This is a genomic window from Nakamurella sp. GG22 (genome assembly GCF_052976845.2).
The window spans coordinates 259,053-285,771 of sequence record NZ_JBRIIO020000003.1; the positions used below are offsets into that span (position 1 = coordinate 259,053).

Below are 26,719 nucleotides of genomic sequence, written 5' to 3' on the forward strand. Positions count from 1 at the left end.
CTGTTGGCCCGTTTGGAATCGTTGTTGGTCTCGCTCCGGCCTGTGGCGTCTGCTCGAGCCGAGCTCGCTAGGTTGGACGGTGCGTTGCTGTTGGACGGCTTCGAGGTTTGGGCGGCCCGGCAGCGTGCGGTGATGCGCCGAATGGCGGCTTCCTCACCGGAATCACCATGAAGGCGGCGGTTAGGACAGACCAGCCGGAGGGGCCGGTCGATGCCGTAGTCGGGGGCATCGACCCGGCGCCCGGTCGGTTGATCTCGATCGGGCAGCTGCAGTCGGCGCTGCGCGCAGTTCACGGCCAAGGCTCAGAACCTCTCGAACTCGAATCGAAAGCGCTCACGGCGACACAGCCTGGCGACCGGGGAGACGCACCACACGGGCTCGGGGACGAGGCCCGACCGACGGCGACTCGGCCGTCACGGCTAGGTGCAGTTATCGCGAGAGCGTCGGGATTGCAGCACCTTCGACGGCTGCTGTCCGCACGGCGTGAGGCGCGCATCAGAGGCGGACCCGACGAACTCCTGACAGCCAACGGCCCGTGGGATATCCCTGGCCAACGCTGGGCCGGCTCGTTCTGCGACCAGGTGCGCCGGTGGCTGATGCTTGCCGCGGCTGTGATGTTGCTGCTCGCGGGGGCGGTTACGGTGGCGGGCCGGGTGGTGGCGATGGTCGATCCAGCCCCGGTGACACCGGCCGCAGTGCAGCGGGTGTTGGATTTGCAATTCTCCGGTGCCGCCCAGGCCGCGGTGTTGGACTACATGTCGTGGGATGCGGCGGCCACACGTAGCGCCCGGTCCGCCGCGTTGGTCCAGTGGGGTTTCACCGGTGCGGTGACCGATGGCTGGGACGGATCCGGTCGACTGAGAATCGAGAACGCCATCGCCATCGCTGTTTTGCGCCTTCCCGAGGACCGTGCGGTAGTCACTGTCCAGGCTCGGACGGCACCACCGCAACCTGACCAGGCCACCACGCCGGCAACGACGAGTTCGAAGTCGTCGGTGCTCGCAGGTTCGTCGTCATGGTTGACGGTGGCGGTTCCGGTCGCATTGAGGGGCTCCCGCGTCGTGATCACCGCGCCGCCGGCGCTGGTCGGATCGCCACCCAGCCAAGCGCTCCGGCCGGCCGTGATCGCTGCCGCAGACGAGGACACCGACACGGGCCGGACCACCGCAGGCACTGTGCAGAAGCTCATCACCGCCTTTGGCTCGGGTGATCTGGAGTTCATGCGGGGCCCGGGCAGCGACTTCACCGGTCTCGCAGGGATGGTCACCGCCGGGCAAGTCGAGTCGTGGCGGATGGGCAAAGTGTCTGCAGGTGTTGACCCGGCGGTGCGGGCGGGTGATGTGACGGTGCTGTGGACACTGGCTGACGACGCCGGTCAGCTGCGGTGCGACTACCGCGTCGAGTTGGTTCAGCGGGAGAACCGTTGGCTGCTGCAGGAAATCACGCCCTCCTTGGAGGCATCATGATGATCGCATTGGTGACGTCGGTATCGACGGTGCTGCCCGGTGCGGCATCCAGCGGTGAAGAGCCGGTCCGGTATTTGGCCGACCTGACGACGCAGACCGGGGTCAGCCTGCAGGGCGTGATCCTTGCGATCTGCGGGACCATCCTGGGCGCTCTGATCGGGATCCGGGCGTTGGCGGCGTGGGCGGAGGACAAGCACGGGAAGATGGCGACGCTGATCCTTGCCGGTGCGGTGGTTGCCGGGTTCTGCTATTTCCCGGCGGAATCGATGGAAATGCTGAAATCCTTGTACACGTCAGCGACGTCGGGCACCACCCCCGCACCAGCCCCGCAACCCCCTGCTGGCGGCTGACCGATGGGCCTTCAGCTTCCGACGGACACCGCGAGCCTGCGGTTGGAGACGAAACAGTACGAGCTGTTCAACAAACGCCTCGGCAACGGCATCCAGCGCCGAGTGCTCACGATCGGCGCCGCTGTGACCGTGCCCTGGATCAGCATGTTGTTCCTGTTTGGGGTGCCGCTGTTCTCCCGATTCGGGCCGCAGGCCTACATCGTGCCGCCGTTCATCCTGGTGTACCGGGCGATCCGCCGTGACGAGTCCGGGCGGATGGCCGTCATGGGTTGGTACGACAAGGCCCTGGCGTACAAGCGGTCCCGCCGCCGGCCACTGCGCAATCCGTTGCTGCCCGGTGGTGCCACCGCGGTGCGCGGCCCGCAGCGGCTGGCCGTGACCGCGCTGCTGCAGCCCGGCGAAGGGGCGTGACGGCGATGGTTGCCAGGAACACCCGGGAACAGGTCCGCCGCGTCGACGCTCCGGCGGCGGCGCCGCTGCTGATCACCGACGGCGCCCTTGTTACAGCCGGCTCGGTGTGGGCGTGGGTGCAGATCCCGATCGCCAGCACGTTCCTTGCCGAGGAGGATGACCTGGACCAGGCCACCCTCGCCACCGCCCGCTCGCTGGCCGCGGTCCTTCCGCCCGCGGTCGACTATCACCTGAAGGTGATCCCGGCGCCGCACAGCGGGGACGCCTACCGGAGGTCCTGGGCAGGGTTCGACAGTGTCCGCTCCCCCAACGCTGAGCAGTACATCGACCTCGGCGCTCACCGCATCGACCTCAACGCGGCCACCGGCACTTACCGGCGCAAGGTTGTGCTCCTCGGGATCCGCTGCCTCGAAAACGATCCCAACATTTCCCGGACGACCGCGACCGGATTTCTCAACCGGTTGGCCGGCCCCGCCACGCCGAGCAAGCAGCGGCGTGACGCCGTGGAACGGTTGGCCGCAGCACAACCCGGCATCGAAAAATGGCACGCCGCGGTCGCCCGGTACACCCTGCATGGGACGCCTGCGGCGGCCGGGATGATCGCCTGGGCCTATGCCCGGGAGGTCCGCCGGACCGCGCTACCGGTCCCGGAAGCCACGGTGGTCCCCGGGCCGATGCTGGCCGGGTTGTGCCACGGCGACATTGATCCCACCTTGGACCCGCGGTTTGTCCGGGTCACCGACCTGACGACCGGGTCCGCGCAGTACGTGTCGATCCTGACCGCGGCCGCCGGGAACGGTTTCCCCGCGCAGGATCTGGAGTTGCCGGGTGGGGAATGGCTCGAGATCCTCACCGACATCCACGGTGTGGAAGCCAACGTCCGCGGCGTCAACCACGGGCAGGTCGGGTCCCGGGCGCTGCTGGACCGGGGGTTGAAGACAGCCCGCTCGCAGGTCACCGAGGCGGAGGAGGCGGGCGCCCCCGTCCCCGGCGACGCCGTCGAGGCCGTGGACACCCTCACCGACCGGCGGGCGGAGGTGCAGCACCGGCACGACGTGGAGGGCACCCAGCACCCCCGGTGGGTCGTCACCGCCGACACGCCCATGGTGCTGGCGGAGCGGGTTGCCGCGCTGCAGCAACGCTACGACGGGATCGTCCAGCTCCAGCAAGTGCCGCATATTCAGGACCTGCTGTGGAAGGAACTCCTGCCCGGCGACCAGGTGCGGGTGCCGGAGTTCGGGCACGACCAACCGCTGCGCACCCTGGCGGGATCCTGGTTCCACGGCGGCAGCCCCTTCGGCGACCCCGCCGGCCCGTACATGGGCGCGAACCTGGGGTCCTCTGCCGACCCCGTGCAGCTGCACATCGCCTCCCGCACCGACACCGACCGGACCATGCCCACCACCCTGGTGTTCACCGGCCGCTCAGGCGGCGGAAAGTCCACCGCCGCCTGCCTCACCCTGCTCGGACTGCTCGCCGAGGGGGCGTGGGCGTTGCTGGTGGACAACAAGGGTGACCTTGCCGGGATCGTCGATGCCGCCCGCCGCGTATTGGGTGTCACCGTGCAGGAGGTCGACGTCCTGCACCCTTCGTGCGCCGGCACGATGGACCCGATGCGGTTCGCCCCGACCGCGGACGAGGCCCGCACCCTCACGCTCGACGTGCTCCTGGGCGCGTTGTCGGCCGACGACCGGCGCCGCGGCGAAACCGTCCTCGAGGCCGCCATCGACCACGTTCTCGCCGGGCCACGGGAAACGTGGTCCAGCCCCTCAGTCATCGCCGCCCTGCAAGACGGGTCCGCGGCAGACCCGAACGCAGGCGTGGCGCAGGCGATATCCGGGACGCTGCGGGTGCGGGCGAAAACCCCGCAACTCCGCGCCGTGCTGGGCGACCTGCACCCGAAAGCCACGCCGTTGATGACCGGCCGCGGGCTGATCTACCTCCGGCTCGACGGGTTGGACCTGCCCCGGCACACCCCGGACCCGGCGCAGTGGTCGGTGGCGCAGCGCTGCTCCATGGCGACCATGCGGATCGCGTTCTCCTACGCCCTGCTGCAATCCCGGCGGGCCAGGACGATGGTGAAAGTGGTTGCCCTCACTGAGCTGCACCTGCTCACCGCCTACCCCGAGGGACGGGCGTTCGTGGACTGGCTGGCTCGGGTCGGGCGCGCCCTGAAGACCTATCTGCTGCTGGACTCGCAGTCGGCTCGTGACCTTGCCGACATGATCGCCCTGCTGGAACAGATCCTGATGGCCTTCTGCTTTCAGGCCACCGGCACCACCGAACAGGACGCCCAAGCGGTCCTGCTCGGCCGCCCGGATCCCGGACCCCGGTTGCGGGCGGCGATGGCCGACCTGCACGTGGGGCAATGCGTCGCCCGGGACCGGCACCGCCGCCTCACGGTCATGGAGTTCGACCGGCTCACCCAATGGATCGCCGACACCCTGTCCACCGACGCCGACGACGACACCCCCAACACCACCCCACCAGACCCGCACACCGACCCCAACCCGGATGGCAGCACCGACACCACAACGGGCACAGCGGATACCGACGAATTCGCGCTCTTCGGCGCCGACCAATGACCATGGTGACTGGGCTGCCCAATGCGGCGGCCATGGGGATCGCCGGTGTCGCAAGCCGGTGCCTCCGGACCGCGCTCGGCGCTCTGCGACGGCTGGCCGGGTGGATGCTGGTCAGCCTGCGCCGCCCGGGGCGGCTCCTCGCCCTGGCGTGGTTACTGGGCCTTTTCACCATGGGCGCCGCGGGGTTAGCACACGCCGACGGGTTGTTCTCCCACCCCACCTACGCCGACGGCCAGCAGACGCTGTTCGAGGCGCACGGCCCGTTCGCGTACTCGCTGACGATCCAACCCGACGATGACGCACAGTCCGGGTTCGGGCTAACGGCGGCGCTATACCAGATCGTCGGCGTCATCTGCAATCTGCTGCTGTGGATTGCGCTGCTCCCCCTGTACGGGGCGTTCCTGCTCCTCGAGTGGTTCCTGAATTTGACGTTCTACCGGGACTCGGCCGCGCAGATCGATTCCGCGGTCAGGACTCTCGCGGATCAGGTGTTCTGGCCGTTGATCTCCGCGACCGTCGCCGTCGGCGCCGTCGTCACGTACTCCCGGTGGCGCGGCGAGGGCCGCGGTTGGGTCTCCGACATCGCCTGGGTGATCGCCGCCGCGACCTTGGCGATCGGGTTCGTGACTCAACCGTCGCAGATCATGCTGCAGGTCGACGGCCTGCGTGAGCAACTGGCCGCGAAGGTCATCACCGGCACCACCACATCGCTGACCCCACAGGCGGTGTCGGTCACCGGGTACCGGAACCCCGCCCTGACCGGTCCGGCGCAGGAGGTCGCCGGGCGGAGCCTGGTCGCCGGGTTATGGGATTCCTTCGGGTCCACCCCGTGGTGCCTTGCGCAGTTCCACGAACTGGATATCTGCCGGGTCGCCGGGTTCCACAAACTCGCCGGCGACGACACCTGGACCGGGTGGGAGCAGGCCATGGCCGATAACGGGCAGGTCACCGAGTTCGGCACCTGGCAGAACTGGGTGCGGGGCATGGACCTCGGCCGCCTCGGCTACGTCATGGTCATGGTGATGATGGCGCTGCCGATGGCCATCCTCACCCTGATCCTCGTGATCGCCGGGTTCACCGCGGTGATCGGGTTCGCCGCCATGTTCCTGCTCGGTGTGCTGGCGTTGGTGGGGTGGCCCATTCCCGGCTGGTTCCGCCGGTTCGGCACCAAATGGTGGGAATACACCCTCGGCCTGCAACTGCAGGCCCTGTTCGTCACCGTCATCCTTGCCGCGGTCATGATGGTCTCCCAGTTCATCGGCAGCCACGTCGACAAATACGGGTTCTTCATCGTCGGGTTGCTGAACATCGTGCTGATGTTCTGGGCGGTGAAGGTCAGGGCGTTCATCGAATCGCTCACCATGATGGGCGGCGGGGGCAGCGCCGGGATGCTCGGCATGATGGCCGCCTGGACCGGTATGCGCGCCGGTGGGTGGGCACTGGGCAAGGTCAGACACTTCGGCCGGCAAGTCATGCGCTCCCCGTACAACGCGGGCCGCTACATCCGGGACCGCGCCAAGGGCGTCGATTGGACCGGCCGCCATGGCCCACGGAACAACGGCATCCCCAACGTCAAACGGGTCGACGCCTACCGGGTCCCGGACCTGGACAACGGTCCCCGGCAACTGCTCCCGACCCCGCCACCAGGCATCCAGGGCGGCCCCCGAGCCATCGGCCGCTCCAGCCCAAGCAGCGGGGGTGGTGGTCCGCTGGTGCCGCGGCCACCAGGGGGCGGACCGCCCGCCGCCCGCCCGGGCGGGCCACGCCGCCCACCCACCCCGTCCGGTGAGGACTGCCCGCACCAGTCCCCTATCCGACGCGGCGCCCGCCGCCCGGCGGGTGCATTGCCGAAGGGACCGACCGCGCCCGGCCAGGACGGTCGCCGGCAACTCGACCCGGGCCGCAGCACCCACTCGACCGGCGCCGAACCGGCCGGGCGACAGGTGCGGAATACCAGCAACGGTCGATGGGTGTCCGTCCCCGACGGATCCGTCGTCGAACCCGCCGCACCTTCCGCCGCTCCCTCACGTCGGTCATCGGGCGTCGGGCGACCCGCCACACCGGCCGCCGCGCCGGCGGCGGATTCGGATCCCCCGGCGGCAACCCGCAGGCGCAGGGTCACGCCCAGGCTTCGCCCCCGCCGCCGGATCACACCCCTGGATGACGGACCCACGGCGGCCCAGCCATGACCGGCCACGCCGTGCCGCCTGGAACGGAGCCTGACCGGACTGAACCATCCAGGAGGGAGAACGTCCTGCGTGTCTCCGCTGCGCCAGACGACTCCGATGCCGAGATGCCGTGTCTCGAGACTGATCCCGACGGTGCCGGTGAGCCGCCGCGGGTGCTGGACGCCGAGATCACCGCCGCCGCGAAAAGCCTGTTCTTCGCCCGGGATCTGGTCCGACCGGGCCCCGGTCTGCTTCCCTTCGGGGCCAAGGCACGGGCCCGGCAGGAGCGGCGCCGCGAGGTCGACTCGATCGCCGCCACCCGCCGAGCCGAACTCGCCGAGCTGCTCAGTGCCCGACGGAACACCCGCAGCGAGCCCGATCAAAGCGCCGGGCACCGGGGACGTCCGCGGGTGGTGGCCGCACTACTGACCACCGTCGTGATCGCGGTCGCGGCGGCCGGCTGGTGGATCTCACAGACGTCGACAGCCCCGAGCCCACCGCAGACTGTGGCCGAAACTGGTTCGGAATTAACGGATCTGCGCAGGTTCGATCCCGACCTGACGACGTCCGTGATCACCCGTCCAGGCGCGCAAGGATCAGAGAAGCCCGCTGTGGACCTGACCTCGCCGGAAACCGCGGCGGCCCGCTGGTTGGCCGCGTGGTGCCCGATCTACCACCGCAGTCCCATTGAGGTGGCTGCACGTGTCCGGTCGGTGATGACGGACGCCGGGTGGGCGCAGTTCACAGCCACCCCCGGCCAGACCGCCCCAAGCCATGAACCCGGCGCGGCCGCGTCGTGCGACACCCCGCGGGCGCGGATCGTCTCCCGCCCACCGGGCAGCACAAATACGGTGTTGGTACTGGTGTCCGCGACCCGCACCGTCACCGATACTACGAAACACACTGCGATACGGCGTTTCCGGATCGAGCGGCGGCAGTACGTCCTGCTGGGCGTGGACGGCTCGTGGCGAGTCGACGTGGCGGCGGTCGGCGGCTGATGGTCATCTCCTCCGCCGGCAGTGGCGTCGTCGCCCGCGCCGCCGGCATGAAGGTGGTGCTGCTGGTTGGCGGCGGCGGCACCGGTGTTCTGGTGGCCGGGATCGTGCTCATCCTGGTGCTCGCCGTGGGTCTGGGCGACGGCGCCCAGATCGCCACGACCACAGATACTGCGGGTTGCCCGGTCGGCGCCGCCACCTGCATCGGGCAGGCGTTCGACCCCGGAAACATCATCTCCGACACAGAGTTCTACAACACCACGGCGATGAGCGAACCGCAGATCCGCGACTTCATCGCCGAACAGGGCGCTGCCTGCACCGGCAACGATTGCCTCCGCACCGTCCGGTTCACCATGGCCGATCAACCGGCGGACCGGTATTGCGCCGCGGTGACCGGCGGCACCGGCCTGGACGCGGCGGCGGTGATCGCCCGGGTGTCCGTTGCATGTCGGGTGAACCCGCGGGTGATGCTGGTGACCCTGCAGAAGGAATCCCGGCTGCTGAATCGCACCGACCCCACACCCGCCTCGTATGCGGCAGCGTGGGGGTGGCACTGCCCGGACACCGGACCAGGCGGCACCGCGAACTGCGACCCCGCCCACGCAGGCTTGGTCAACCAGGCCCACGGCATGGCCAAACAATGGTCCCGATACCGAACCGACCCCGGAAAGTACACCTACCGTGCCGGGCAAACAGTCAACATTCTGTTCAACGTCGCCGAAAGTGGTTGCGGCTCGGCACCCGTCACCATCAGCAACACGGCCACCGCGTCCCTGTACAACTACACCCCGTACCAGCCGAACCCGGCGTCCCTCGCCGCCTACCCCGGCACCGGTGACCGGTGCTCCAGCTACGGGAACCGCAACTTCTTCTACCTCTACCAGGACTACTTCGGGTCCACCGGCGGCGGCAAACCCACCACCCCCGGCGGAACCCCGGTCGGCGGCACCGGCACCCGAATCGAACTCCCCGCCGCGTCAAGGATCACCGGCACCGTCACCGCACCGACCACGCGGGCCGCGACCGCGATCCGGGCCGCACTGTCCTGGCTCGGCACCCCGTATGCGTGGGGCGGCGGCAACGCCCAGGGACCCACCTTGGGCACCAGGGACGGCTGCACCGGGCTGTGCCAGGTCCACCACGACTGGACCATCACCGGATTTGACTGCTCCGGACTAACTCTCTACGCCTGGGCGCAAGCCGGGGTCGCGCTGTCCCACGGCTCCTACGACCAAGTCAACAAAGGGCACCAACTCCCCTACACCCAGGCCTTGCCGGGTGACCTGCTGTTCTGGGGTGGCACCGAGATCCACCACGTCGCCCTATACCTCGGCCCCATCAACGGGCAGCACTACATGGTCGAAGCACCCCAGAGCGGCGATCACGTGAAGGTCTCCGTCGTGCGGAACGGCGGCGACTTCAACAACATCGCCGTCCGACTCTGAGCCCCCGGCTTGCAACGGTTCCTGGAGGTATCGGTATGACCCACATCGCCGAGGCCGGCCGGACCCGCCTCTACACCAGGCGGCAACGCCGCCGCATCCGATTCGCCGTGCTCCTCGCCCTGGTCGGCGGCATCGGCGCCGTCACCATCGGCACCGGCATCGCATCCTGGCTCAGAAATGAGTGGCAGTGGCCCACCCTGGAGACCCGCTCGATCCGCGAAGACGGCTCCGGGCTCCTCGGGCTCGGCGCCAACACGGGGGAACCCCCTGGGGCCTTGCGGTTCCCGGTCGCCATCGCCTGGCCCGAGATGAACACGCGAACCGCCGCGCTCATCGCGATCGTGTTGTGGCTCGGATGGCTGGTGCTCTTGGTGCGTCCGGTCGGCCGGGGTCTGTCCCGACAGACCCGACACCGCGGCCTCGCCCGCAAACGCCGAATCCGGGCCGCGCTCGGCACCCGCGCCGCCCGCCGGGCCGGACGGTTCACCCGCCCCGGCCTCACCCGAGCGCAGCGGTTCCTGCTGCCCACCAGCGCGTTCGGGTACCGGCTCCTCAGACCGACGACCCCGAAGAGCCGGCGGGTCGTGTGGGCGGACTGGGAACAACGGATCCGGATCATCGCCCGCACCGGATGGGGCAAGGGCGCCCGCCTGCTCATCCCGATCATCCGGACACTGCCAGGGCCGGCACTGGTCGCGTCGACCGAACCCAGCATCTTCACGCAGACCGTGCTGGCCCGCACCCACCGCCGCGACCCGCACCGCTTCCCCTGGCTGCGCTTCATCAACCGCGAGGTGGGTCGGGTGCGGCGATACCCGGTTGCGGTCGTCGACTTCTCCGACCCGGCCAACCGATGGGCCGCCGGCTACCCCAATGTGCGGTGGAACCCGATCCCGGCCTGCGTCGACCACACCATCGCGCACCGCCGCGCCGGCGCGCTCGTCGCGGGCGTCGACAACACCAACGAGCGCGGATCCGACTCGGATCGGTTCTTCCGCAGCTCCGCCACCGAGGTCCTCGCCGCTTGGCTGCATGCCGCCGCCCTCGGCCATCGGGGCATCGACGATCTCCTGGACTGGATGCGGCACCCCGACGACCCCACCCCCACCCGGATCCTGGAAGACCACCCCCACCACACCGACCCCTCCGCCGTTCTGAACCTGGCCACCCACCTCGATACCCGCGCGTCCAGGACCACCAGCGGTGTGCTGCGGTACCTCGCGTTAGCGCTGAACTCCGTCGCCACCACGGACGGACGCGCCCTCTGCACCCCCACTCCCGACGACCCCGACGGGTTCGACATGACCGACATCATCAGAGGCGGCGGCACCGTGTACCTGCTGGCCGACCCCAACCGCATCGACCGCGCCCGGCCCCTGCTCAGCCTGTTCGCGGCCGAGATGTTCATGGCCGCCGAAACCGTCGCCCTCCACCAACCAGGCGGCCGGCTGCGGGTTCCGTTCATCGCGGTCCTGGACGAACTCCGGTACGGCGTCACAGTCCCGAACCTGCCGTACGTCGCCAGCTCGCAACGCAAGTACGGCATCGGGTTCGTCTACTCCGTGCAATCCTCCAGCCAGGAAGAAGCCGTCTACGGCAAGGACGCCGCCGCCCTCCGCGACGCCGCCGGCGTCACCATCGTCGGCGGCATCGACATCAACCTCGCCAAGGAACTGTCCGACCGCGCCGGCACCACCACCGTCGTCACCGCCGCCCGCGGCACCGCCAGCCGCTCCGAACACACCGAACGCCAGGAAAGCCTCACCGTCGCTGACCAACAGAACCTCGCCGACGGACACGCCGTCGTCCTCGCCCGCGGACTCCCACCCTTCATCGGGCACGCGTCATCGGTGTACGACAAGCGCCGGCTGTACCGACGAATTCACCGTGAAGAAGCCCGGGTCAGCACCCGTATCGCCGCTGCCAACGCGGCGAATTACTGCCTCGACGACGTCAGAGAAGGCGCCCGGACCGTTGGCTTCCACATGCCGCTTGGAAACGAGATTCCGTGACCTCGCCGCTGTTCACCGATCCCGACCAGCAACTTCTCCAGGACTACTGGCCCGATCAACCCAAAAGCACTAAACGACGGCCGCCGTGGACCTGGTCCACGCTAACCGCACCGGAACGCCTCGCCCTCGGCGCGAGAATCGAGGACTGGGTCGACTCCTACAACAAGTGCTACGCCGTCGCCGAGGACCAGCTCATCCCGCCTTGCTGGCCAAAACACCCTTGGCTCGCCCACGAACTCGCTGTCATCGCCTGGCTCTGGTACTCCGCCCATCGCGACCCCACTGCCACCGCCGAACGCGCCGGCGAGTTCTACCTCCGCTACCTACCTGGCTTTCGCGGCCGGTTATCACAAACCCTTGGGCGCTCACCCGTCGAATGCAGGAAAGGCCACCACCCGGCCACTTGGCGACGCGACGGCGACCAGCCAATGTCCCAGTGGCCATCCGACCCCGACGGCGCCGACCATTTCATGGCTGACATCGACCATCTCGGCATGCTGGCCTTCGGCTGATCACCATCGAGACGATAAAGGCAGTTGGGATGCCCATCGGGCCCCGGGCGCTGCGCGCGTGTCAGGGCCTGGCGGCTTCCTAGAAAAACGCAGCAGCCACGGTCACCTCGACGAGACACCGTGAGCATTGCACTGCTTGCCCAAAGCCGCCTCAGGCCTCGATTGCCAGCCCCACGGTCATCGGTCCCCCGCGGCGCACTTGACCCCCAGGTGATGGGCAGATGCAGATCCACTGTGCTGCAACCTATTTGACAAATGCCAGGAGTGTCGCACGTGCGTCATGCGAATCAGGAGGATCGGGTTTGGTCACTGCCGTGGTCACTGGATGGAGGACCGCCTCTCGATGGCCCCGGCCATCAGGTAAGAAGTCGCCTTGCGGGATCGAGCGGTAGTGCCGCCTGTAGAGGTTGGTGCACCTGACCTCTGCCGAGATGCGTGATGATCACGATCATGACAGTCACCAGTCGCTCAACATGCCTTACTTGAGGCGTCTAACACGCCGGTCAAACCTGGACACTTCGCGCGGTCCGTTCTGAGGCGCGGACGTGGATGGCACGGGTCTGCAGCTCGGTCGTTCCCTCCTCACCCGTGGGGATCCCGGGGCGCCGCAGGGCGCGTCGCGCGGGCGTGATCCTCCCGCGACACAGGAGGTCCGTTGGACAACGATGTCGTAGTCTGAATCATAAGACCCCGTGTGTCGCCGTCACACGGGTCCGGCGGATGCGCTCTACGCCTGCTCAATGCGGCGTGCCTTCCAGATCGTGAAGTCGCACCGCAACTTCTCAATGAGTTCTGGTGGGATTGGCCGTGTCTTCCGATGCAGGTCGGCCGTGTCCATCACCTCGTCCGGGCGGTCTTGTTCTATGGCGGAGATGTCTTGATCTCCGCCGATGCCGGCTCCGATCAGCGCTTCCTGTTCTCGGTCCCGCCTGAGAAGGGTCGCGAAGATCCTCTCGTCGTACGAACCGGCGAGGAGCGGTACGCCGACGATCAGGTCCGTTCGTTCTTTTCGGGATCTGCTTCCGATACGGTCGCAACGACCTGTGCGTTGCTCGAGTTTGCTGGGATTGAAGGAAAGGTCGTAATGGATGACCACTCGGCAGTACTGGTGAAGATCGATTCCTTCCCCTCCGATCTGAGTGCAAACGAGAACGTCCGGGAAAAGCGGACTATTAAAACGGGCAAAAAGCCGTCTCCGTTCGTCGTGTCCAGTCGCGCCATTGATTTCGTCAACCGGTGGGCGTTCCTGGGAGACTCGGAGTTCATTCAGTCTATCGTCAAGGTTGGTGAGGCTCTCGATCGCAGTCAACTCGTTGACCAGTTCGGCGAGCCGATCGAGCATGCTCCTGGCATGGCCACCCGCGCCCATCGGTTTGCTGATTGCCGTCGATAGCGCCTGCGCGTCTGGGTGGTGATCCGGGTTTATCCCTGGTAGACGCGAGAGTGTGCGAGTGGACTGCGTTGCTGAGGCGAGAGCTGCAACGAGCATGGCCCGACGTTTGAGGGCGTCCCCCGGGGTGGTGATGAATCGTTGGGTGTAGGTATCGAGATTGTGAGCAAGACTGCCAGTTGCCTTCCGGTCGCCCTGATTCTTGATTGGTCCGGTGAATAGTGCTGGGTTCTCCAGAAGTGATTGGAGTACAGGTTCGGGCGACGGGGCGGTCACCTTGAAGGAGCCCGGTTTGCGGTGTGTTTCGACGCGGATGAGTTCGCGCAGGAGTGCCGTCGCGGATTCATCCGCTGCCTTTACCCTGATAACCTCTGCCGCCAAGATTGCCTGATGTTGCGAGTGCAGGCGGCGTAGGTCATTTGGACTGATTCTGCGAGATTGGTCCACAACGAGCCTGTTGATTGTTTCTTCGCGGGTTCTGGTCACGAGTTGCTGGTACGGAATGGTGATTCGTCCCGCGAGGCACAGGGAGTGAATGATCCGATCCTGGGTAGCCGCCAGAAGAGGCGATGTGGAAAGGCGACTTTGCAGACCGACCCACCTGCTGTCGGAAATCTGTGTACGGAGTTGCTGCCGTATCGCCGCCGCAACGACCTTTGCGGTATTTACTCGCCAGCAGAAGATGAGGACCTTTTCGCCGCGCTGCCAGAGGTCATCCACGACCCGAAGGGTCGTGCGCACTTTGGGGTGGAGATTGGCAAGTTTGACCGGTTTTCCGGCCAGGAGTTTTTTCTCGACGTCGACGTGAGGCTTGATGAGATTCAGGTACGGGGCTGCCTCCGATGTTGCTGTCCGGAGCTGTGCTGCCTCTTTGGATACGGTGATGGTCGAGTAGCACCCGGTCATGGAGGCGGCGAGCGTCGTGCGCCCGGTGCGGCCTTCCGCGGTGAGGACGATACTAACCAAGCGCATGAGTGCTAGCTGCGCGAGTTCGGCGTGGTCGTCTTCCAGTCCAGCGGCTTCGTGGAGCGCCGTTCGATCCAATATAGCTTGTGGATTTTCGCCGACATTCTGGACGGTGAATTCGTCGCCGATGAGTATGCGGCGGTGCGCTCGGCTATGCCTGTGCCGGATCAACCAGGGGCGCAAAACGCGTTCGAGCTGGCGGTTCGCCCGGTCGAGCTCCTCGATCGCTTTCTGGGTTGGCGTGTCATCGGCGAAGACATCCGCGCCTGCCGACTCGGCACTCGCATCCGCCGGCAATGCGTGCCATACGGCTCGGAATCGGGTTGCGGCAAGGGATGCATTCACCAGTTGTTCCGAAACCTGGGGTAGTTTGTCGGCCAGCTCACCAGGTGGCTTCGTCCGAAGGGCGCTACCTAGATCGGTGAACTGTCCCAGCAAGGCGGGGAGGTCGCCAGCTTCCAGCTGGAGAGGTGTCGCGGTGAGGAGAAGTGCATGGCGAGCCTGGTGCAGGTAGGCGAGCCTGGCGGGGTCGGCACCGTTGGCCCGGTTCACCCAGTTGTGCGCCTCGTCGACGATTACCAAGTCAAACGCGTTGATCTGGGAGAGGAGCGCGCCGCGGGCCAGTCTGCGCAGCGCGTCTGCCGTCCGTGGATCCCTAGCACCGTGCTGCGAGACCGCTTCAATTGCGGCCAACCAAAGTTCACTCCCGGTGACGCCTTCGATCTGCGTTGGTGCCCAACCATTTTTTCCACCGGGCCGCGGCCGTGGAATGAGTGGTCGGTTCGCTTTCTGCAGGGCGGTGATGGCGGTGATGAGCTGACTGGCACCGGGCCTGCCCTCCGGGGTGTAGGCGTGGCGCAGGTCCTGTTTATGGGTACTCACCCGCCGATGGAGACTCAGCGCCCATGCCGCGGCCGCTAGCCGTTCGCCACTGTTGGGGAGCTGCTTGGACGCGAGGCCGTGAGCACCGTAGCGGACGACGGCCAGTTGACGTCGCGGTGCCTGGTCCGCTAGTTGTTCGAGATCGCTGACCTGGTAACTACCGCCCGGCTTGACGGGTCTAAGGGTGAGGCCAGGTTGGGTGACGCAGGTGGCGTTAAACTCATGAACTTCCTCCGTCCACTTGTCCGCGAGTTCCTGGGTGGGGACGAGGACAGCGACCTTGCAGCTCCGTGCGGGTGGGCGCAGGGCTGATGCTACCGCGAGTGCGACATAGGTCTTGCCCATGCCGACCTCGTCCGCGAGGAGCTGAACTGCTCGACCCGGGAGGCGGTCCAGAATTCCGCGGGCCGTCGCATGTTGACGATCCACTTCCTCCGCTGCAATAAGATGTGCTTGGCCGTGAGACCGACGCGGTCCGCTCAGGTCGATTCCAGGGAGTGGTGTCATCGCGTGGCTCTGAGGCCGCGGAGGGGGCGCGACAACGCGTGCTCGAGATTCTTGAGCAAGCCGTCCAGGTAGTCGTTGATTTCGATGGTCAGCTTCTTTAGCACCAACGCAGTATCAGGATCTTGGGTGGGTAACCGGTCAAAAAGCAACGCTATTTCGTTGACCACAAAGGCGGCAGCGACCGACGTGAGACCTGCCGGCGAGCCACTGGTGACCGCAGCCCGTCGAGCGAGATCGACGATGCTGCCGGAGCCACCGAGCCTGAGCTCGAGGAGACGCTCGGAGGGATTGCTGGCGATGAAGTCATTGATGGATTTCTCTGCAGAGGCAATCACCTCGATGGCTTCCCGCGCGCGGTGCACGGGTTTGCGAGGTGAACTCAGCGCACTGTGCTTTGTCACGTCAGGATTGCCGTCATCCGGATCGCTGGCCTCATCGTCAGAGGGCCGGCGAACCGGATCGCCGGAGAGTCGAGCGAGTAACTCGTCGAGCTCCAAGTCGGCGGGACCACCGACCCGCATTTTGTATGACTCATCGAGCACAATGGGGACGGCCAATCGCATTGCGTCGGAGGTGACAACGGTGATTTCAGCTCGACGCACCAGGGCGTCGATTTCGTGGTCCTGTAGCCGCACCTGTTGATCAGTCTCGCGCGTCAGGTCGTGGTTGACGCCGCCGGTGGGAACTTCCACGTGCGCCTGCCCCGGTGCTGGTTCGATGTGAACGCGCAACTCACCGGATGCGTCAAGGAAGGCTCGAGCGTAGATGCCGAGTAGGTCGTCAGGGTCGGCTAGTAACGCGGCGGGGTCGTCGAGGTCCAGGCTGAGTGCGGGAGGCTGCGAACCTGACGCGTTCATTCGGGTGAGCAGCGGAGCGGCCTCGACAACGACCCCGAGTTCTATATTCGCGCGACCGGCCAATCCATACCCTTGTGCAGTGGCGTTGGCCGATCCGACGTAGGAGCGCCAGCGGCCGCCGGACCTGACAGCGACCTGCTTGGCGTGCAGCCTCCGGTTCATCTGATCAGAATCAGTGTCGTCGACTGTGGACTTCGGCCGCCCGACGGCGAGCGTCGCTCCGGCGGCGTTCGCTGCGGACTCCAGTGCCGCGGGCAGTTCAATAAGTGTCGACCCCGAGAGGCTGCGGCCGACCAACTGCATCCTCGGCCCGAGCCGCCCCAAGGCTTTCAGCAGCGCGTCAGCGGACTGTTCGTCGGCTGCCCAGAACGGTGAGACCGCAACGACCTCATCGCCTGGATCAAGACGGTCAAGTGGATGCCCAACGAATGGGCCGCCGGACCATCCGATGGCGGGATTCGCCGGTTCGGAGTCGCGGAGGTCGGATGCGATCGCGCGCGCTTCATTTCGTGTCTTTGTTGCATCCACCAGCGTCGCGAGCCGCTCGATCCCATCCGCTACCTCGGCGACCGCGGCGGCTCGCCCACGCTCCGCGATGGTCTTCTTCGCTGCCAGTGGTGCCGACCAACTGGCTGCCACCTCAAGGTTGCTGCACCAGGACATTTCGGTCAGATTGGCCGAGGTGACTACCACGTGTGCCCTCGACTTTCCCAAGGCTAAAAGGCATTTGGCGTGCAGCACACCGAGGCGCCGGGTCGGCCAAAGGAACCGATCGATCCATCCCGGGGTTGCGCCAGACGGCGAGGGACAGCCCTGCAGCACGGCCACGAACGGGTTCCCTAACAGATCCCGCACAGTTTCCGCCGCGAACCGCTGGCGCTTGTCAGTTGTCCCACGGTTGGAGTTGAGTCCACCGGCCAGCGCCGGCAGCACCCCTGTCGACACGAAGAAAACCGGGTCGAACGTGAACGTCGTGGCCAGGATCGTCGTGAACGGGCCGTCATCCGACATGTTAGTCAAGACGTCGAGAAGCCTCACGGAGTCGTTCACTTCAGCTTTGCCCCCGCCTTATCGATCTCGATCGCCATGCTGCGGAGATTGAGTAGACGGAGGTCGTGACCGTGGGGTGAATGGGCGGGATCAAATGGGTTGTAGTCCGTCAGCGGAGAGGCCGCGCCCCGGACAAGGTGCCCGCTCCGCCAGTGAAGCCAAGGCTGGCGGCCCTTCGCTTCCTGAACCTGGTGATGACGTCCGATCAACATCTCGAGGGCGTTCCATGGGTCCCTCGAGGCGGCCACCTCAAGACCTAAGGTCACCACGCCGGGATCAACAACGTCACACCGCGCCAACGCCTCACACCGGTCTATGGCGGCGCCTTTCCAATTGTTCAAGGTGCCGACGAGGACGCTATTCCCTCTGAATTCTCTTTGGTCCACGGCGGAAGCTTGCTGGGCCAGAGTGACCGCCGCGTCGAGCAGCCGGGTCAACGCTGCGAACATCTCCTCGAGTGACTGCGCCGCACGGGCCGCAACAGCAAATTTCGCGTTCTTCGCTAGTCTAGCGAGAAGGGCTTCCTGATTCTTCAGGCCTGTGCGGAGCGCCTTCGCTGCTTCCCGCCGGTTGGGATCGGCCCGAAGCGCCTCCCACGCCGCGTCCGCCGTCTCCCTGTCGATCGGGGTGAACAGGCCCGCCGACCGGCCAAAACTTGCTAGTGATTGTCTTGTCGCGGTTTTGAGCGTGCCGAGTGCTGCGCGGCGCAGGTGACCGCGGTCCATTGCGCTTTCCATCGGACCGGCAATCCTCGACCCCAGGGCCGTCGGCACCTGCCCATCGACGAAAAGCAGTTGCTCAGCGGATCGGCGGTATAAACCCCAGACACCCTGGCGAGCCTGCCCGTCCCCCTGGAACATGCGGTACGACACCGTCAGCTTGGCACTCCGCCCGCTGGCCGCACCTCGCACACGACTGATACCCGCGAGGCCAGAACCAGGCAGCTCCCCATTCCCCGGGTTCGAAAGGTACGAAGCCAGCGCCCATATCCTTTCCAACCGCATCACCGTATTCCGCGGGTCGCCACCGCCGGCGTCCGCAGCAACACCCGCGGCCAGTAGTTGGTAGTAACGCACTGACCGCGTGCTGACCGTAAGGCCCGGCGCGAAAACGTCGGCAAGACCCTCAGAAGTCGTGCGGAAGCCGAGCGGGTCCTGGGTGACCGGCTCGCGAGCGACATCGTCCCGAGTCCCGAATACCAGCAGCCGATCGGACATCGACGTAAGCATCGCGTGCTTCATTATCGCGCCCCCCATCCGCCCGGTCGCGCGTCTCGCCAGCAGTAAATGCGGTCACACAACCGCCGATGGGACGATATCGGCCATCAAGTATGGCTGGGACGCAGCCTACGCTACTCAGAGTCCTGAGTCGATGACTCTGGGTAGTACAACCCCGTGCGGCGATGTGTTGCGTAATCGACTGCCCGTGTGGGTCGTCAACTCATCCGGGAACCTCAGATGCTCGGAGCGGACCGGACGGTGTGTCGTTTGGTTACGCCCAATGGTTCTCCTCCGGAGCGCTGGAGCCAACGCGTACAAACCCGGCCGACGGTGTCACTGCCCTCAATCCATGGTTGCGATAGAACAGGCGTGGATCACACCCGGGAACGAGCCCGAGACACGACAGAGCCGTCAATGTGCACGAGCCGATCGGCTGTGGCCAGCGCGTCGATTTGTCCACCCGCGCCGCAAGCCAAACCTCAATCGGAACACCGGCGATTGGATCCCCTCGTCTCCGCGTTCGTGATCGTTGACGTTCCGCCGCGGATCGTCGCGCGGGAAGCCGTCGAACCCGGGATCGACACCGAAACCGCCACTCACCCCACGGAGAATGACAGAGCGGACCTACGCCGGTTGGTTACCTGATTGAAGCGATCGAACTTCGACACCGAAGAGGTCAATGCGCACGAGATGGGCGCTCAATGCGCGGATTGCCGAGATCGACGTAGTCAATTGCGTAAAACGTGTGTACGGAGTGTCCACGGCGGTGTCGGATGTGATGAGGAGCGGATGCCCGTAACGGGGGTGGGTGGCGACTTGGGTCAGCGTGATCGCCGAGACCTTCCACGAACATCGTTGTGCGACCAACGAGCAGTGCGGTGCATCACGGGTCAAGCCAGGTAACTATGTCGTCGAGCCGAGCCCGAAGACAGTCCCACGGTTGATTGAGGTCGAGTGTTCGCGCGCCGATCCGGTTCCCCTGGATCACAACGTCGAGGTCGGGATGTGTAGGCCCTTCGGTGCGTGCGTAGAGCAACAAACCGCTGACGGATCCGTCGCGCCGGACGTCGGCGTTCTTGGCATAGGTCAGCACCTGGTAAAGATTGGCCGAGTGGACGGTCGCCTTGTTCCACATGCCGAGCTGCATCGACTGCCCGTAGTACTTTGCGTCGATGATGAGTGCGCGCTGCCCACGCTTTAGCATGACGTCGGTGCGCATTGCCGGGAGTTGGTCGGCGCCCACAGCGCTTGTGACGTCGTAATCCCAGGCGACTGTCGACGCGCCGGGCAAGAGGTCAGGGTGGTGAACGCTGTAGTACCCGCGCAGGAATCGCTCGTAAAGGCTGCTCATGGCGTCGTCAGAAACCCAGGAGGTGAGCTTTGCGGTTCCAGCATCCTGAGTTGGCAGGAGCCCGCGGACGATCAGCTCGCAGACGCCGAGCAGTAAGCGGTAGGTGGCGTTAGCGCGGTGAAAGGTAAGTGTGTTCCAGCGAATCGAAGTCGGCGCGACCAACGTCACGGCATCCAGGTACGGAAGGAGGCGGCGCAGGGCGTCCTTGCGTGGCTTGGTGACATCGCTCCGGCGGACGAGAAGGACGATGACTGACTTCAGCGCCCGGTTGTGACGCGTATCAAGCTCGTACTCGTCGAACTCGCACACCAGTCGCGACCGGTTGGTCGAGCGGGTGGCGATGGTGCGACTGATGTCGATGCGTCCCCGCACCGTCGCGAGTTCGTCGGCACGCTGAAGGTAGTCGCGGTGGAGGCCACGTTTCACCTGAGAGCCGACGCCACGCACTAGGATCTCCGCAAGCAGATCGTGGAGATGGTCGAACCGTTCGGCCGCGATGCGTTCACTGCCTTCGCTGTGCATGGCCCGGAAGGCATAGGCCAGCATCACGTACACGTTGCGGATGGCTATTGACCGGTCGGTCATGCGACGGCAGCCCGGAGCTTGCCCGCCCATTCCTCGGCCCGGCCGGGCTCATCGAACCAGTACTCGTCGAGCAGCGGAATGAGCTCGTCCTCGACAACGGAGTAGAGCCATAGATCGTCGAGGGCGCCACCTATGGGGCGGGACAGGAAGCTGTGTCCGATGGCGAACCCCTGGCCGAGCGCCGGGTCGTCCGCAATTGCCGCATTGAGTTCAGTGACGACAACGACGAGGCGGTCGAGTGTCGGGCTGTCTGCCTCCTGCTGCCAGCGGGTAAACCCAGTGGAGCCGAAGCCGGGGCCCAGCTCGAAGAAGCCGAAGCGGCGACGCAGCGCGTAGTCGAGGACAGCAAGACTACGGTCCGCGGTGTTCATCATGCCAATAATGTGCAAGTTCGCCGGGACAGAGAAGGTCTCGTTCTTGTAGAGGAGACGCAGTTCCTGCCCCCGCTTGTCGGCTTCGATGAGCATGAGCAGCTCGCCGAAGATCTTGGAAATGTTGCCGCGGTTGATCTCGTCCACGATGAAGAAGTACGGCCGGTCATCGTCGTCGGCGCGGGCTGCGTCGCAGAAGCGATAAAACGGTCCCTCGGTGAGTGTGAACCCGCCGGCTTCGGTGGGCCGGTATCCCATCATGAAATCTTCGTATGAGTAGCTTTGATGGAACTGGACCATCTGAACCCTGCTCGGGTCTTTCGCGCCGATGATCGAATACGCCAGGCGCTTGGCAGCGAACGTCTTCCCAACCCCGGGCGGTCCGGCGAGAATGACGTTTTTCTTGCGCAGGACCAGCGCGCGAAGGCGTTCGTAGCGCTGTTCGGACAGATACACCTCACTGAGAAACGCCGCGCTGTCGTAGGCCGGGAGCGGCGTTGGTGGGATAGGTGGCTCCGGCTCGACATCCCCGCTGAACAGCGCCGCAAGCTTTTCGACGTAGTCGTGGTACGTCGTGATGTCGGTGAGCGTCTTCGTTGCGGCGTCGCCGGGGTGTTCCCAAGACCCTACGTCGGTCCACGTCACCGAGCGGACATGTCGGAAAGAGGTGCGGGCCGGCTCGAATCGAGCGTCGGAGGTGATCTCGCCGCGTCCTACGATCTCCCGCCTTCCGCGCTTGGCGTAGACAATGTCACCCACGGCGATCTCATTCTGAAACTGCCACAACGCGAGAACGGCGTTCCGCATCGAACCACCCGTCCCCTCAGTGTCAAGAGCCTGCCGGATCGCCTCTCGGCTCGGATACGTCGCGAGGTCGTCGAGCTCGCTCCAATCGATCGCCATGATGCCTTTTGCTGAGAATTCCTCCCACTCCGACGCCTGAGCCCCAGGGGAGTACAGCCAGTAGTGGCGAGGGCGAGGCTCGTTGAGCTCGCCAGCCTCAGTCGTGGTGGAGGCAGCCCCCTTCGGAGATGAATCCCAGAGCTCCGCCACGCCAGGTGTCCAAAAGTGGAAAGGCCCCTCGACCTCACTAGACAGGGCGGCGCGGATCGCCAGCAGGTCGCGGTCGATCGCTTGGGGGGTGTCACCGGTAGACCCGCCGATCCGGTCCGCGAGTCCATCGCGGATCCGTGTCTTCATCCCTGCTGACGAGATCGGCTCAAACTCGTCCGGTCGAGCGAGGAACTGCAACGCGTTACGAATGTCGGAGCGGTCGTCACCCGAAGCGAGCATGACCCGCTGCAACTCCCACGGATCGGTCCTCGCAGCTTCACGCTCGGGCTCGGGCAGGCCATTCCAGTGGCGCACAAAGGTCGAAGCCCAAATCACGTGTCGCCACAGCGCGCCGTTGTACCAGGACCCCGGCTCAAACCCAGCGGTCCCCGCAGGACGGGCGAGCCAAGTCGACATCGGCTCTGGAATAGTCAGTGGAACATCGAGATGGGATAACACCCGCTCAACGTGTGCGCGGCGCGTCTCAGGGAGAGCCGACCGAAGAGGATGGTCGCGCAAGAAGACTAGTTCGGCGGCAAGGACCACAACCTCCCTCGGAGCGCCCCGGAGCTGCAGGTCGAGCTTGTCCCATTGCCCTTGGCCCGTCCCGACGAGCGGATTGTCCCCGATCCTGGCGCGAAGCTCTTCAGCCGCCCCAGCCGTCCATATACTCGTTGGCGGGTCGATCATTGATCTCCCGTCTCCGAGCATGTGAGTGATCACCTCACGTGCCTCGCGTGCAACCAGCAAGTCCGGGGTTGGCCGCGACGCCAACGCGGCGGCGCGTACGTCGATGTTGAGCTGATCGTTGGTCATGCCTGCATTCTCCTGGCTCGTTGGACTTGCTGACCGGCTAGCACGAGCCCGACGAGAACCGCGGGCGCAAAACGGAGTCGTTTCAGGTGGCGGACAAGATGTGGGTTCACTGCCGCGATCGGCAACCGAATGTAGCCCGGTGCAGCATCGGTCAAACCATGACTTTTGCTCAACCGAGCGCCCGGCACGTAGAGCATTTTGCAACGACGGGCAGCCGCCTGACTGTGTCAGATCGCACCGTTTGTCTACGTTCGCAACTTCTAGAGATCTCCTCCGTCCGCTGGTTCGAATGAACCCAATCTGGTTTCGTATACGCATCGAATGCTGAGGCCGCTCAGCAGTTGGAGCAGGTCATCACTGGGACGCACTGGTACGAGCACCGCTATTGATGGGTTGGTTGGAATGTGTCGGCGGTAGTCGAGCAGTTGTCCGATGGCGAGGCGTATTGCCTCTCGGGTGGCCACCCCTTTGGCTTCATATAGTACGTTTTGCGTGCTGTCGAAGACATCCGTGTATAGGCTACGGAGCTCGTGGGGTGGCTGGATCCGGTAGCGCGAGCAGGTTCGACCCAGGTCCGCAAGCTGTTGCACGAACCTTTCTACCAGGAGGGACTCAGTCTTCGTTGCGGTCGTGCCTACTGACCCTGCAACTGTGTATGCGCTCACGTCGAATCGTTCTATGGGTACTGGTTCTGCGCTGCCGGCGGCATACCGGGCGGCGTCGACGGGGACTTGGTTCGAGTTTGGAGTGGCGCTGATCGATGGTGCCGTGCTTCGGTCGATGGTGCGACGGAATGTCGGGCCGGTGGGTATTAACCGGAACACGAGAACGCTTCGCAGCGTTTTGTCCGCACCTAAGGAATCGGTGCGTACCAATGGCAATGCTGAGTCGACGGCAAACTGTCCGACGTAGCGTTGGATCTTTGTCGAGGAACCAGGCTCGGTGCCGTCAGCGACGAAGAGGCGCAATGTTCGGCCATCCATAGAGTGGTTGAGCATAGCCGCATTGCCATCGGTCAACCTTTGATCACCCGTTGCCCCTTCACCTGTGTAGAGAAACACAGAGTCGTCCTCTGCCCAGCCGTCGAAGAAGTAACCGTGTGCTCGTCCTTCAGCAGGGTCGCTGTAAACGAAAACATTGGGTGTCCGGGCGGATTGTTCGATTCCGCCGTACATCCCCCCGCCGAAGCGCTGCACGCGTTCGGCTCTGCCGAGTGTTTGGCCCGGTTCGATGTCCCACGCACCTGCCGTCGTGCTCAACTGGGACAGATGGTCTGCCCACAACCGCTCGAGCTGGTCGTCGTTTGGGGGGTGGACGATTTGACCCGAGCTTCTTATGCCCCGCCATTGGTGGCCCGGGACTTCCTCCATGAGCGTCTCGAGCGGCAGCCGATCGTGCACATTGAGAATCCGATCCCAATCGATGTCGACGTACAAGGCCTGGTCCTGCACGTCCGGCCGCCAGTGAGCTTCTCGCCGGACCACTCCGTCGACGAGGCGTCCCGCACCGACGATCCCTCGCTGGTTGTGCTGCCTAAGAAGGAAGACCCGATCTCCGGGGGCCATCCCATGCCGGCGCCGACCGATGCTCCATCTTCCTCGCGCGGGACTTCCAGCTGAGGTCGTTGCGACATCTCGCTCAAAAGCGGCGGGGTCGTAGCCTTCCGGCGTGCCGTCCCAAAGGCACAGGATGGTCTGCATCGGCTGATCCTGGCATGTCAGACCGACTGGACGCCCCTAAAACTGAGACCCATCAGCGACTTTTCCTGGGCAATTGTCACCATCGCTACGGTCACTCTCGGGTAAACATGCCTAACATGCGTCTGGCCCAGCGCAGGTCCTCTGGCAAGCGAGCCGAGGCGTGACCTGCGCAAACACATGACTTGGCTCACGGATCACGACTTGTTGATCTTGTAGGTTTGTGACCTGCGGAGACAGCGCCGGTGCGGGCTGAAAGTGTGCACTCGCCCGGATCATCGAGCCGACCAGCAAGATCGACTCGCTGCGCGTGCTAGAAGAGGCCGGCATGTCCGCGCCCGTGTCGAGTCACATCGAGGGCTACGCCAGCATCAGTGGTCCGAACTCGTGCGACGTGGTTATGTTTTGGAAGCGGTCGTAGGACCGTCATCTCCGCCTTCCTCTTGCTGTTTGCGGTACTCCTCTTCGCGCCGCAACCGGAGTTGCTTCTGGGCTGTAAGTCTGGGCGGCCGCGCAGGCGGGGCAGCAGGACATGAACGCGCGCCGTAGTATCGGCTTTCCTGTTGTCGGACCCTCTTCCGTGGCCCGTCGAAATCTGAACCCCAGAAGCGGACAGCCAAAGGCCGGTCTTTGGCTTCACTCCAGAGCCTCGATGGAGCCCAACCGGGTGAACACTTATGCTGTACCGTCGATGAGCACCGATCTAGTTCATAAGGAGCGTCATCGTTGCCGATTTGCTCTCGATAAACCCAACGTCGATCATTCTCCCTCAACCGCGAGACGAAATATTCCCATAATTTGATTCCACTTTTACCTACAATATATACAACGACCATGAGGACAATTGGGGCAGCTAACAACCAGAAGGCGGGACTGGTTAACACATCGGCTCTGTCCTCGGGTAGATCATTATTCGCCCGCCAAAAAACCGAGGCGGCACATCCTGTCAGTACTGGCAGTCTCCAATAAAGCCATGCTTCCCGGCGACTCATATCAGGAAAGTATGGAGCGATCGCCATCACAAACAGGAAGACAGTAAAGAAAGTAAGAATCGTTGATGGCAGCTGCAGCCAGTCCAGAATCCCCGACCAAGATATGGGGCCATCCCACGGCTGGTGCGTCGGCAGGTAATCCTGAATAGATTCTGGGATAAGCCACAGGCCCAGCAAACTACCAACAATGGCCGAAAGAACGAACCGCATCGCACGCATGGGTCACCCTATCAGGTGAACTCTACGGGCAGTCCAGGCGCCAGCTGAACAGATGGATTGGGGTAGCCAGAGTTGCTGCGGGGGATTAGAATTGGCGCAGACGCCCTCAAAGCCGGAGCTGACGCAACGGAAATTGGTGACGATGGCGTCGTCGCGGTTTCTACTCGCACAAAAGTCATCGGTGGAAAGGCTACCGTTCGCACTTGGGCATATTGGCAACTTTCTTGGGTTGCCGACAGGGGTGGTGCTGGCCGGTAGAAAGATGTGGGAGGCCCCAGTGAGCGTTGAGACTACGAGCGTCGGTCTGGATGTGCACGCCCGATCGGTGGTCGGGTGTGGGCTTGGACGGGCGGTCCGGGGAACTGTTCGAGCGCCGGCTGACGCCGAAGTACGAGGATATGAGGTTGTTTCAGACATTCTTCACAGATGGCCATCCGTAAGTCAGCGGGGTGTTTGCGAACCAATACGCGCTAATAGCCCCGCCCTCGAGACCACGTCAAACGCGGAAGTACTCAGTAACCTTGGGTGACGATTATGCTCGATACGGTGACCAGTTGGTCACCGTGCCTTTTACGAGCCTTCGGGTGACGACTGCGGCCCGTAATGGTTCGTCCCAGGGTCCCAGGCGTCCCCTGTCGCCGCCGCGCCGGTCGTCTCATCTGCCAACGGAACCGAAGGCTGACCGACCAGTTAGCGGCACTGAATTTTGACCACCTTCCGGCTCCTGTCGTCGTTGGTTGAGGTCGTGATGCGACCGAGGTCCCCGTAGAGCGTGATGACGTCGGCGTGGTGGACGAGCTGAGGTGTTTCTGAGTTAGC

General features: G+C 64.9%; 15 protein-coding genes. 9 read left to right on the forward strand and 6 right to left on the reverse strand.

The window, feature by feature from the left end; translation table 11 throughout:
- Positions 1 to 449: 449 nt before the first annotated feature.
- The 9 genes from ACVBEQ_RS05450 to ACVBEQ_RS05490 all read left to right on the forward strand — a co-directional run bounded on the left by ACVBEQ_RS05450 (position 450) and on the right by ACVBEQ_RS05490 (position 11,944).
- On the forward strand, positions 450 to 1,466 hold the full coding sequence (locus ACVBEQ_RS05450) for a hypothetical protein (RefSeq protein WP_447152396.1): 1,017 nt from the start codon (positions 450 to 452) through the stop codon (positions 1,464 to 1,466).
- Positions 1,463 to 1,816, forward strand: a complete 354-nt coding sequence (locus ACVBEQ_RS05455; protein WP_447152397.1) for a TcpD family membrane protein — start codon at positions 1,463 to 1,465, stop codon at positions 1,814 to 1,816. The genes ACVBEQ_RS05450 and ACVBEQ_RS05455 overlap by 4 nt, the downstream gene beginning before the upstream one ends.
- A 3-nt stretch (positions 1,817 to 1,819) precedes the next feature.
- On the forward strand, positions 1,820 to 2,227 hold the full coding sequence (locus ACVBEQ_RS05460) for a hypothetical protein (protein ID WP_447152398.1): 408 nt from the start codon (positions 1,820 to 1,822) through the stop codon (positions 2,225 to 2,227).
- A 5-nt stretch (positions 2,228 to 2,232) separates the two neighbouring features.
- Positions 2,233 to 4,812 (forward strand): ATP-binding protein, encoded by a 2,580-nt coding sequence (locus ACVBEQ_RS05465; RefSeq protein WP_447152494.1) that lies wholly within the window; start codon positions 2,233 to 2,235, stop codon positions 4,810 to 4,812.
- Positions 4,809 to 7,001: a TrbL/VirB6 family protein gene (locus ACVBEQ_RS05470; protein WP_447152399.1), complete on the forward strand. Its 2,193-nt coding sequence runs from the start codon at positions 4,809 to 4,811 to the stop codon at positions 6,999 to 7,001. Before ACVBEQ_RS05465 ends, ACVBEQ_RS05470 begins: the two co-directional genes overlap by 4 nt.
- A gap of 104 nt (positions 7,002 to 7,105) precedes the next feature.
- Positions 7,106 to 7,978: a hypothetical protein gene (locus ACVBEQ_RS05475; RefSeq protein WP_447152400.1), complete on the forward strand. Its 873-nt coding sequence runs from the start codon at positions 7,106 to 7,108 to the stop codon at positions 7,976 to 7,978.
- Complete coding sequence (locus ACVBEQ_RS05480) at positions 7,945 to 9,420, forward strand: C40 family peptidase (protein WP_447152401.1); 1,476 nt, start codon at positions 7,945 to 7,947, stop codon at positions 9,418 to 9,420. The genes ACVBEQ_RS05475 and ACVBEQ_RS05480 overlap by 34 nt, the downstream gene beginning before the upstream one ends.
- A 35-nt stretch (positions 9,421 to 9,455) precedes the next feature.
- Positions 9,456 to 11,432 carry a type IV secretory system conjugative DNA transfer family protein gene (locus tag ACVBEQ_RS05485; protein ID WP_447152402.1) on the forward strand — a complete coding sequence of 659 codons (1,977 nt, stop codon included), beginning with the start codon at positions 9,456 to 9,458 and terminating at the stop codon, positions 11,430 to 11,432.
- Positions 11,429 to 11,944, forward strand: a complete 516-nt coding sequence (locus ACVBEQ_RS05490; RefSeq protein WP_447152403.1) for a hypothetical protein — start codon at positions 11,429 to 11,431, stop codon at positions 11,942 to 11,944. The genes ACVBEQ_RS05485 and ACVBEQ_RS05490 overlap by 4 nt, the downstream gene beginning before the upstream one ends.
- A 727-nt stretch (positions 11,945 to 12,671) precedes the next feature.
- Here the strand turns inward: ACVBEQ_RS05490 and ACVBEQ_RS05495 are convergent.
- The 6 genes from ACVBEQ_RS05495 to ACVBEQ_RS05520 form a co-directional block, all read right to left on the reverse strand.
- Positions 12,672 to 15,689 carry a DEAD/DEAH box helicase family protein gene (locus ACVBEQ_RS05495; RefSeq protein ID WP_447152404.1) on the reverse strand — a complete coding sequence of 1,006 codons (3,018 nt, stop codon included), beginning with the start codon at positions 15,687 to 15,689 and terminating at the stop codon, positions 12,672 to 12,674.
- The gene (locus ACVBEQ_RS05500) at positions 15,686 to 17,584 is read right to left on the reverse strand and encodes a phospholipase D-like domain-containing protein (protein ID WP_447152405.1); all 1,899 of its coding nucleotides are present in this window, start codon (positions 17,582 to 17,584) and stop codon (positions 15,686 to 15,688) included. The genes ACVBEQ_RS05495 and ACVBEQ_RS05500 overlap by 4 nt, the downstream gene beginning before the upstream one ends.
- Before the next feature lie 8 nt (positions 17,585 to 17,592).
- Positions 17,593 to 18,813 (reverse strand): hypothetical protein, encoded by a 1,221-nt coding sequence (locus tag ACVBEQ_RS05505; RefSeq protein ID WP_447152406.1) that lies wholly within the window; start codon positions 18,811 to 18,813, stop codon positions 17,593 to 17,595.
- A gap of 886 nt (positions 18,814 to 19,699) precedes the next feature.
- A complete protein-coding gene (mcrC, locus tag ACVBEQ_RS05510) occupies positions 19,700 to 20,752 on the reverse strand; it encodes a 5-methylcytosine-specific restriction endonuclease system specificity protein McrC (protein ID WP_447152407.1) in 1,053 nt (350 codons plus the stop codon).
- Entirely contained in the window at positions 20,749 to 22,992 is a 2,244-nt protein-coding gene (locus ACVBEQ_RS05515) for an AAA family ATPase (RefSeq protein WP_447152408.1), read from the reverse strand. Before ACVBEQ_RS05515 ends, mcrC begins: the two co-directional genes overlap by 4 nt.
- 260 nt (positions 22,993 to 23,252) lie before the next feature.
- Positions 23,253 to 24,692, reverse strand: coding sequence for an SRA domain-containing endonuclease (locus ACVBEQ_RS05520; protein ID WP_447152409.1), 1,440 nt, complete (start codon positions 24,690 to 24,692; stop codon positions 23,253 to 23,255).
- Positions 24,693 to 26,719 lie beyond the last annotated feature (2,027 nt).

What these genes read in the sequence shown, in the direction of transcription:
- ACVBEQ_RS05455 (WP_447152397.1), top strand. Translation starts at nt 1,463, where the DNA reads ATGATGATCGCATTGGTGACGTCGGTATCGACGGTGCTGCCCGGTGCG.
- ACVBEQ_RS05470 (WP_447152399.1), top strand. Translation starts at nt 4,809, where the DNA reads ATGACCATGGTGACTGGGCTGCCCAATGCGGCGGCCATGGGGATCGCC.
- ACVBEQ_RS05505 (WP_447152406.1), bottom strand. Translation starts at nt 18,813, where the DNA reads ATGTCCGATCGGCTGCTGGTATTCGGGACTCGGGACGATGTCGCTCGC.
- ACVBEQ_RS05520 (WP_447152409.1), bottom strand. Translation starts at nt 24,692, where the DNA reads ATGCAGACCATCCTGTGCCTTTGGGACGGCACGCCGGAAGGCTACGAC.
- ACVBEQ_RS05460 (WP_447152398.1), top strand. Translation starts at nt 1,820, where the DNA reads ATGGGCCTTCAGCTTCCGACGGACACCGCGAGCCTGCGGTTGGAGACG.
- ACVBEQ_RS05495 (WP_447152404.1), bottom strand. Translation starts at nt 15,689, where the DNA reads ATGACACCACTCCCTGGAATCGACCTGAGCGGACCGCGTCGGTCTCAC.
- ACVBEQ_RS05465 (WP_447152494.1), top strand. Translation starts at nt 2,233, where the DNA reads ATGGTTGCCAGGAACACCCGGGAACAGGTCCGCCGCGTCGACGCTCCG.
- mcrC (WP_447152407.1), bottom strand. Translation starts at nt 20,752, where the DNA reads ATGACCGACCGGTCAATAGCCATCCGCAACGTGTACGTGATGCTGGCC.
- ACVBEQ_RS05515 (WP_447152408.1), bottom strand. Translation starts at nt 22,992, where the DNA reads ATGACCAACGATCAGCTCAACATCGACGTACGCGCCGCCGCGTTGGCG.
- ACVBEQ_RS05485 (WP_447152402.1), top strand. Translation starts at nt 9,456, where the DNA reads ATGACCCACATCGCCGAGGCCGGCCGGACCCGCCTCTACACCAGGCGG.
- ACVBEQ_RS05475 (WP_447152400.1), top strand. Translation starts at nt 7,106, where the DNA reads ATGCCGTGTCTCGAGACTGATCCCGACGGTGCCGGTGAGCCGCCGCGG.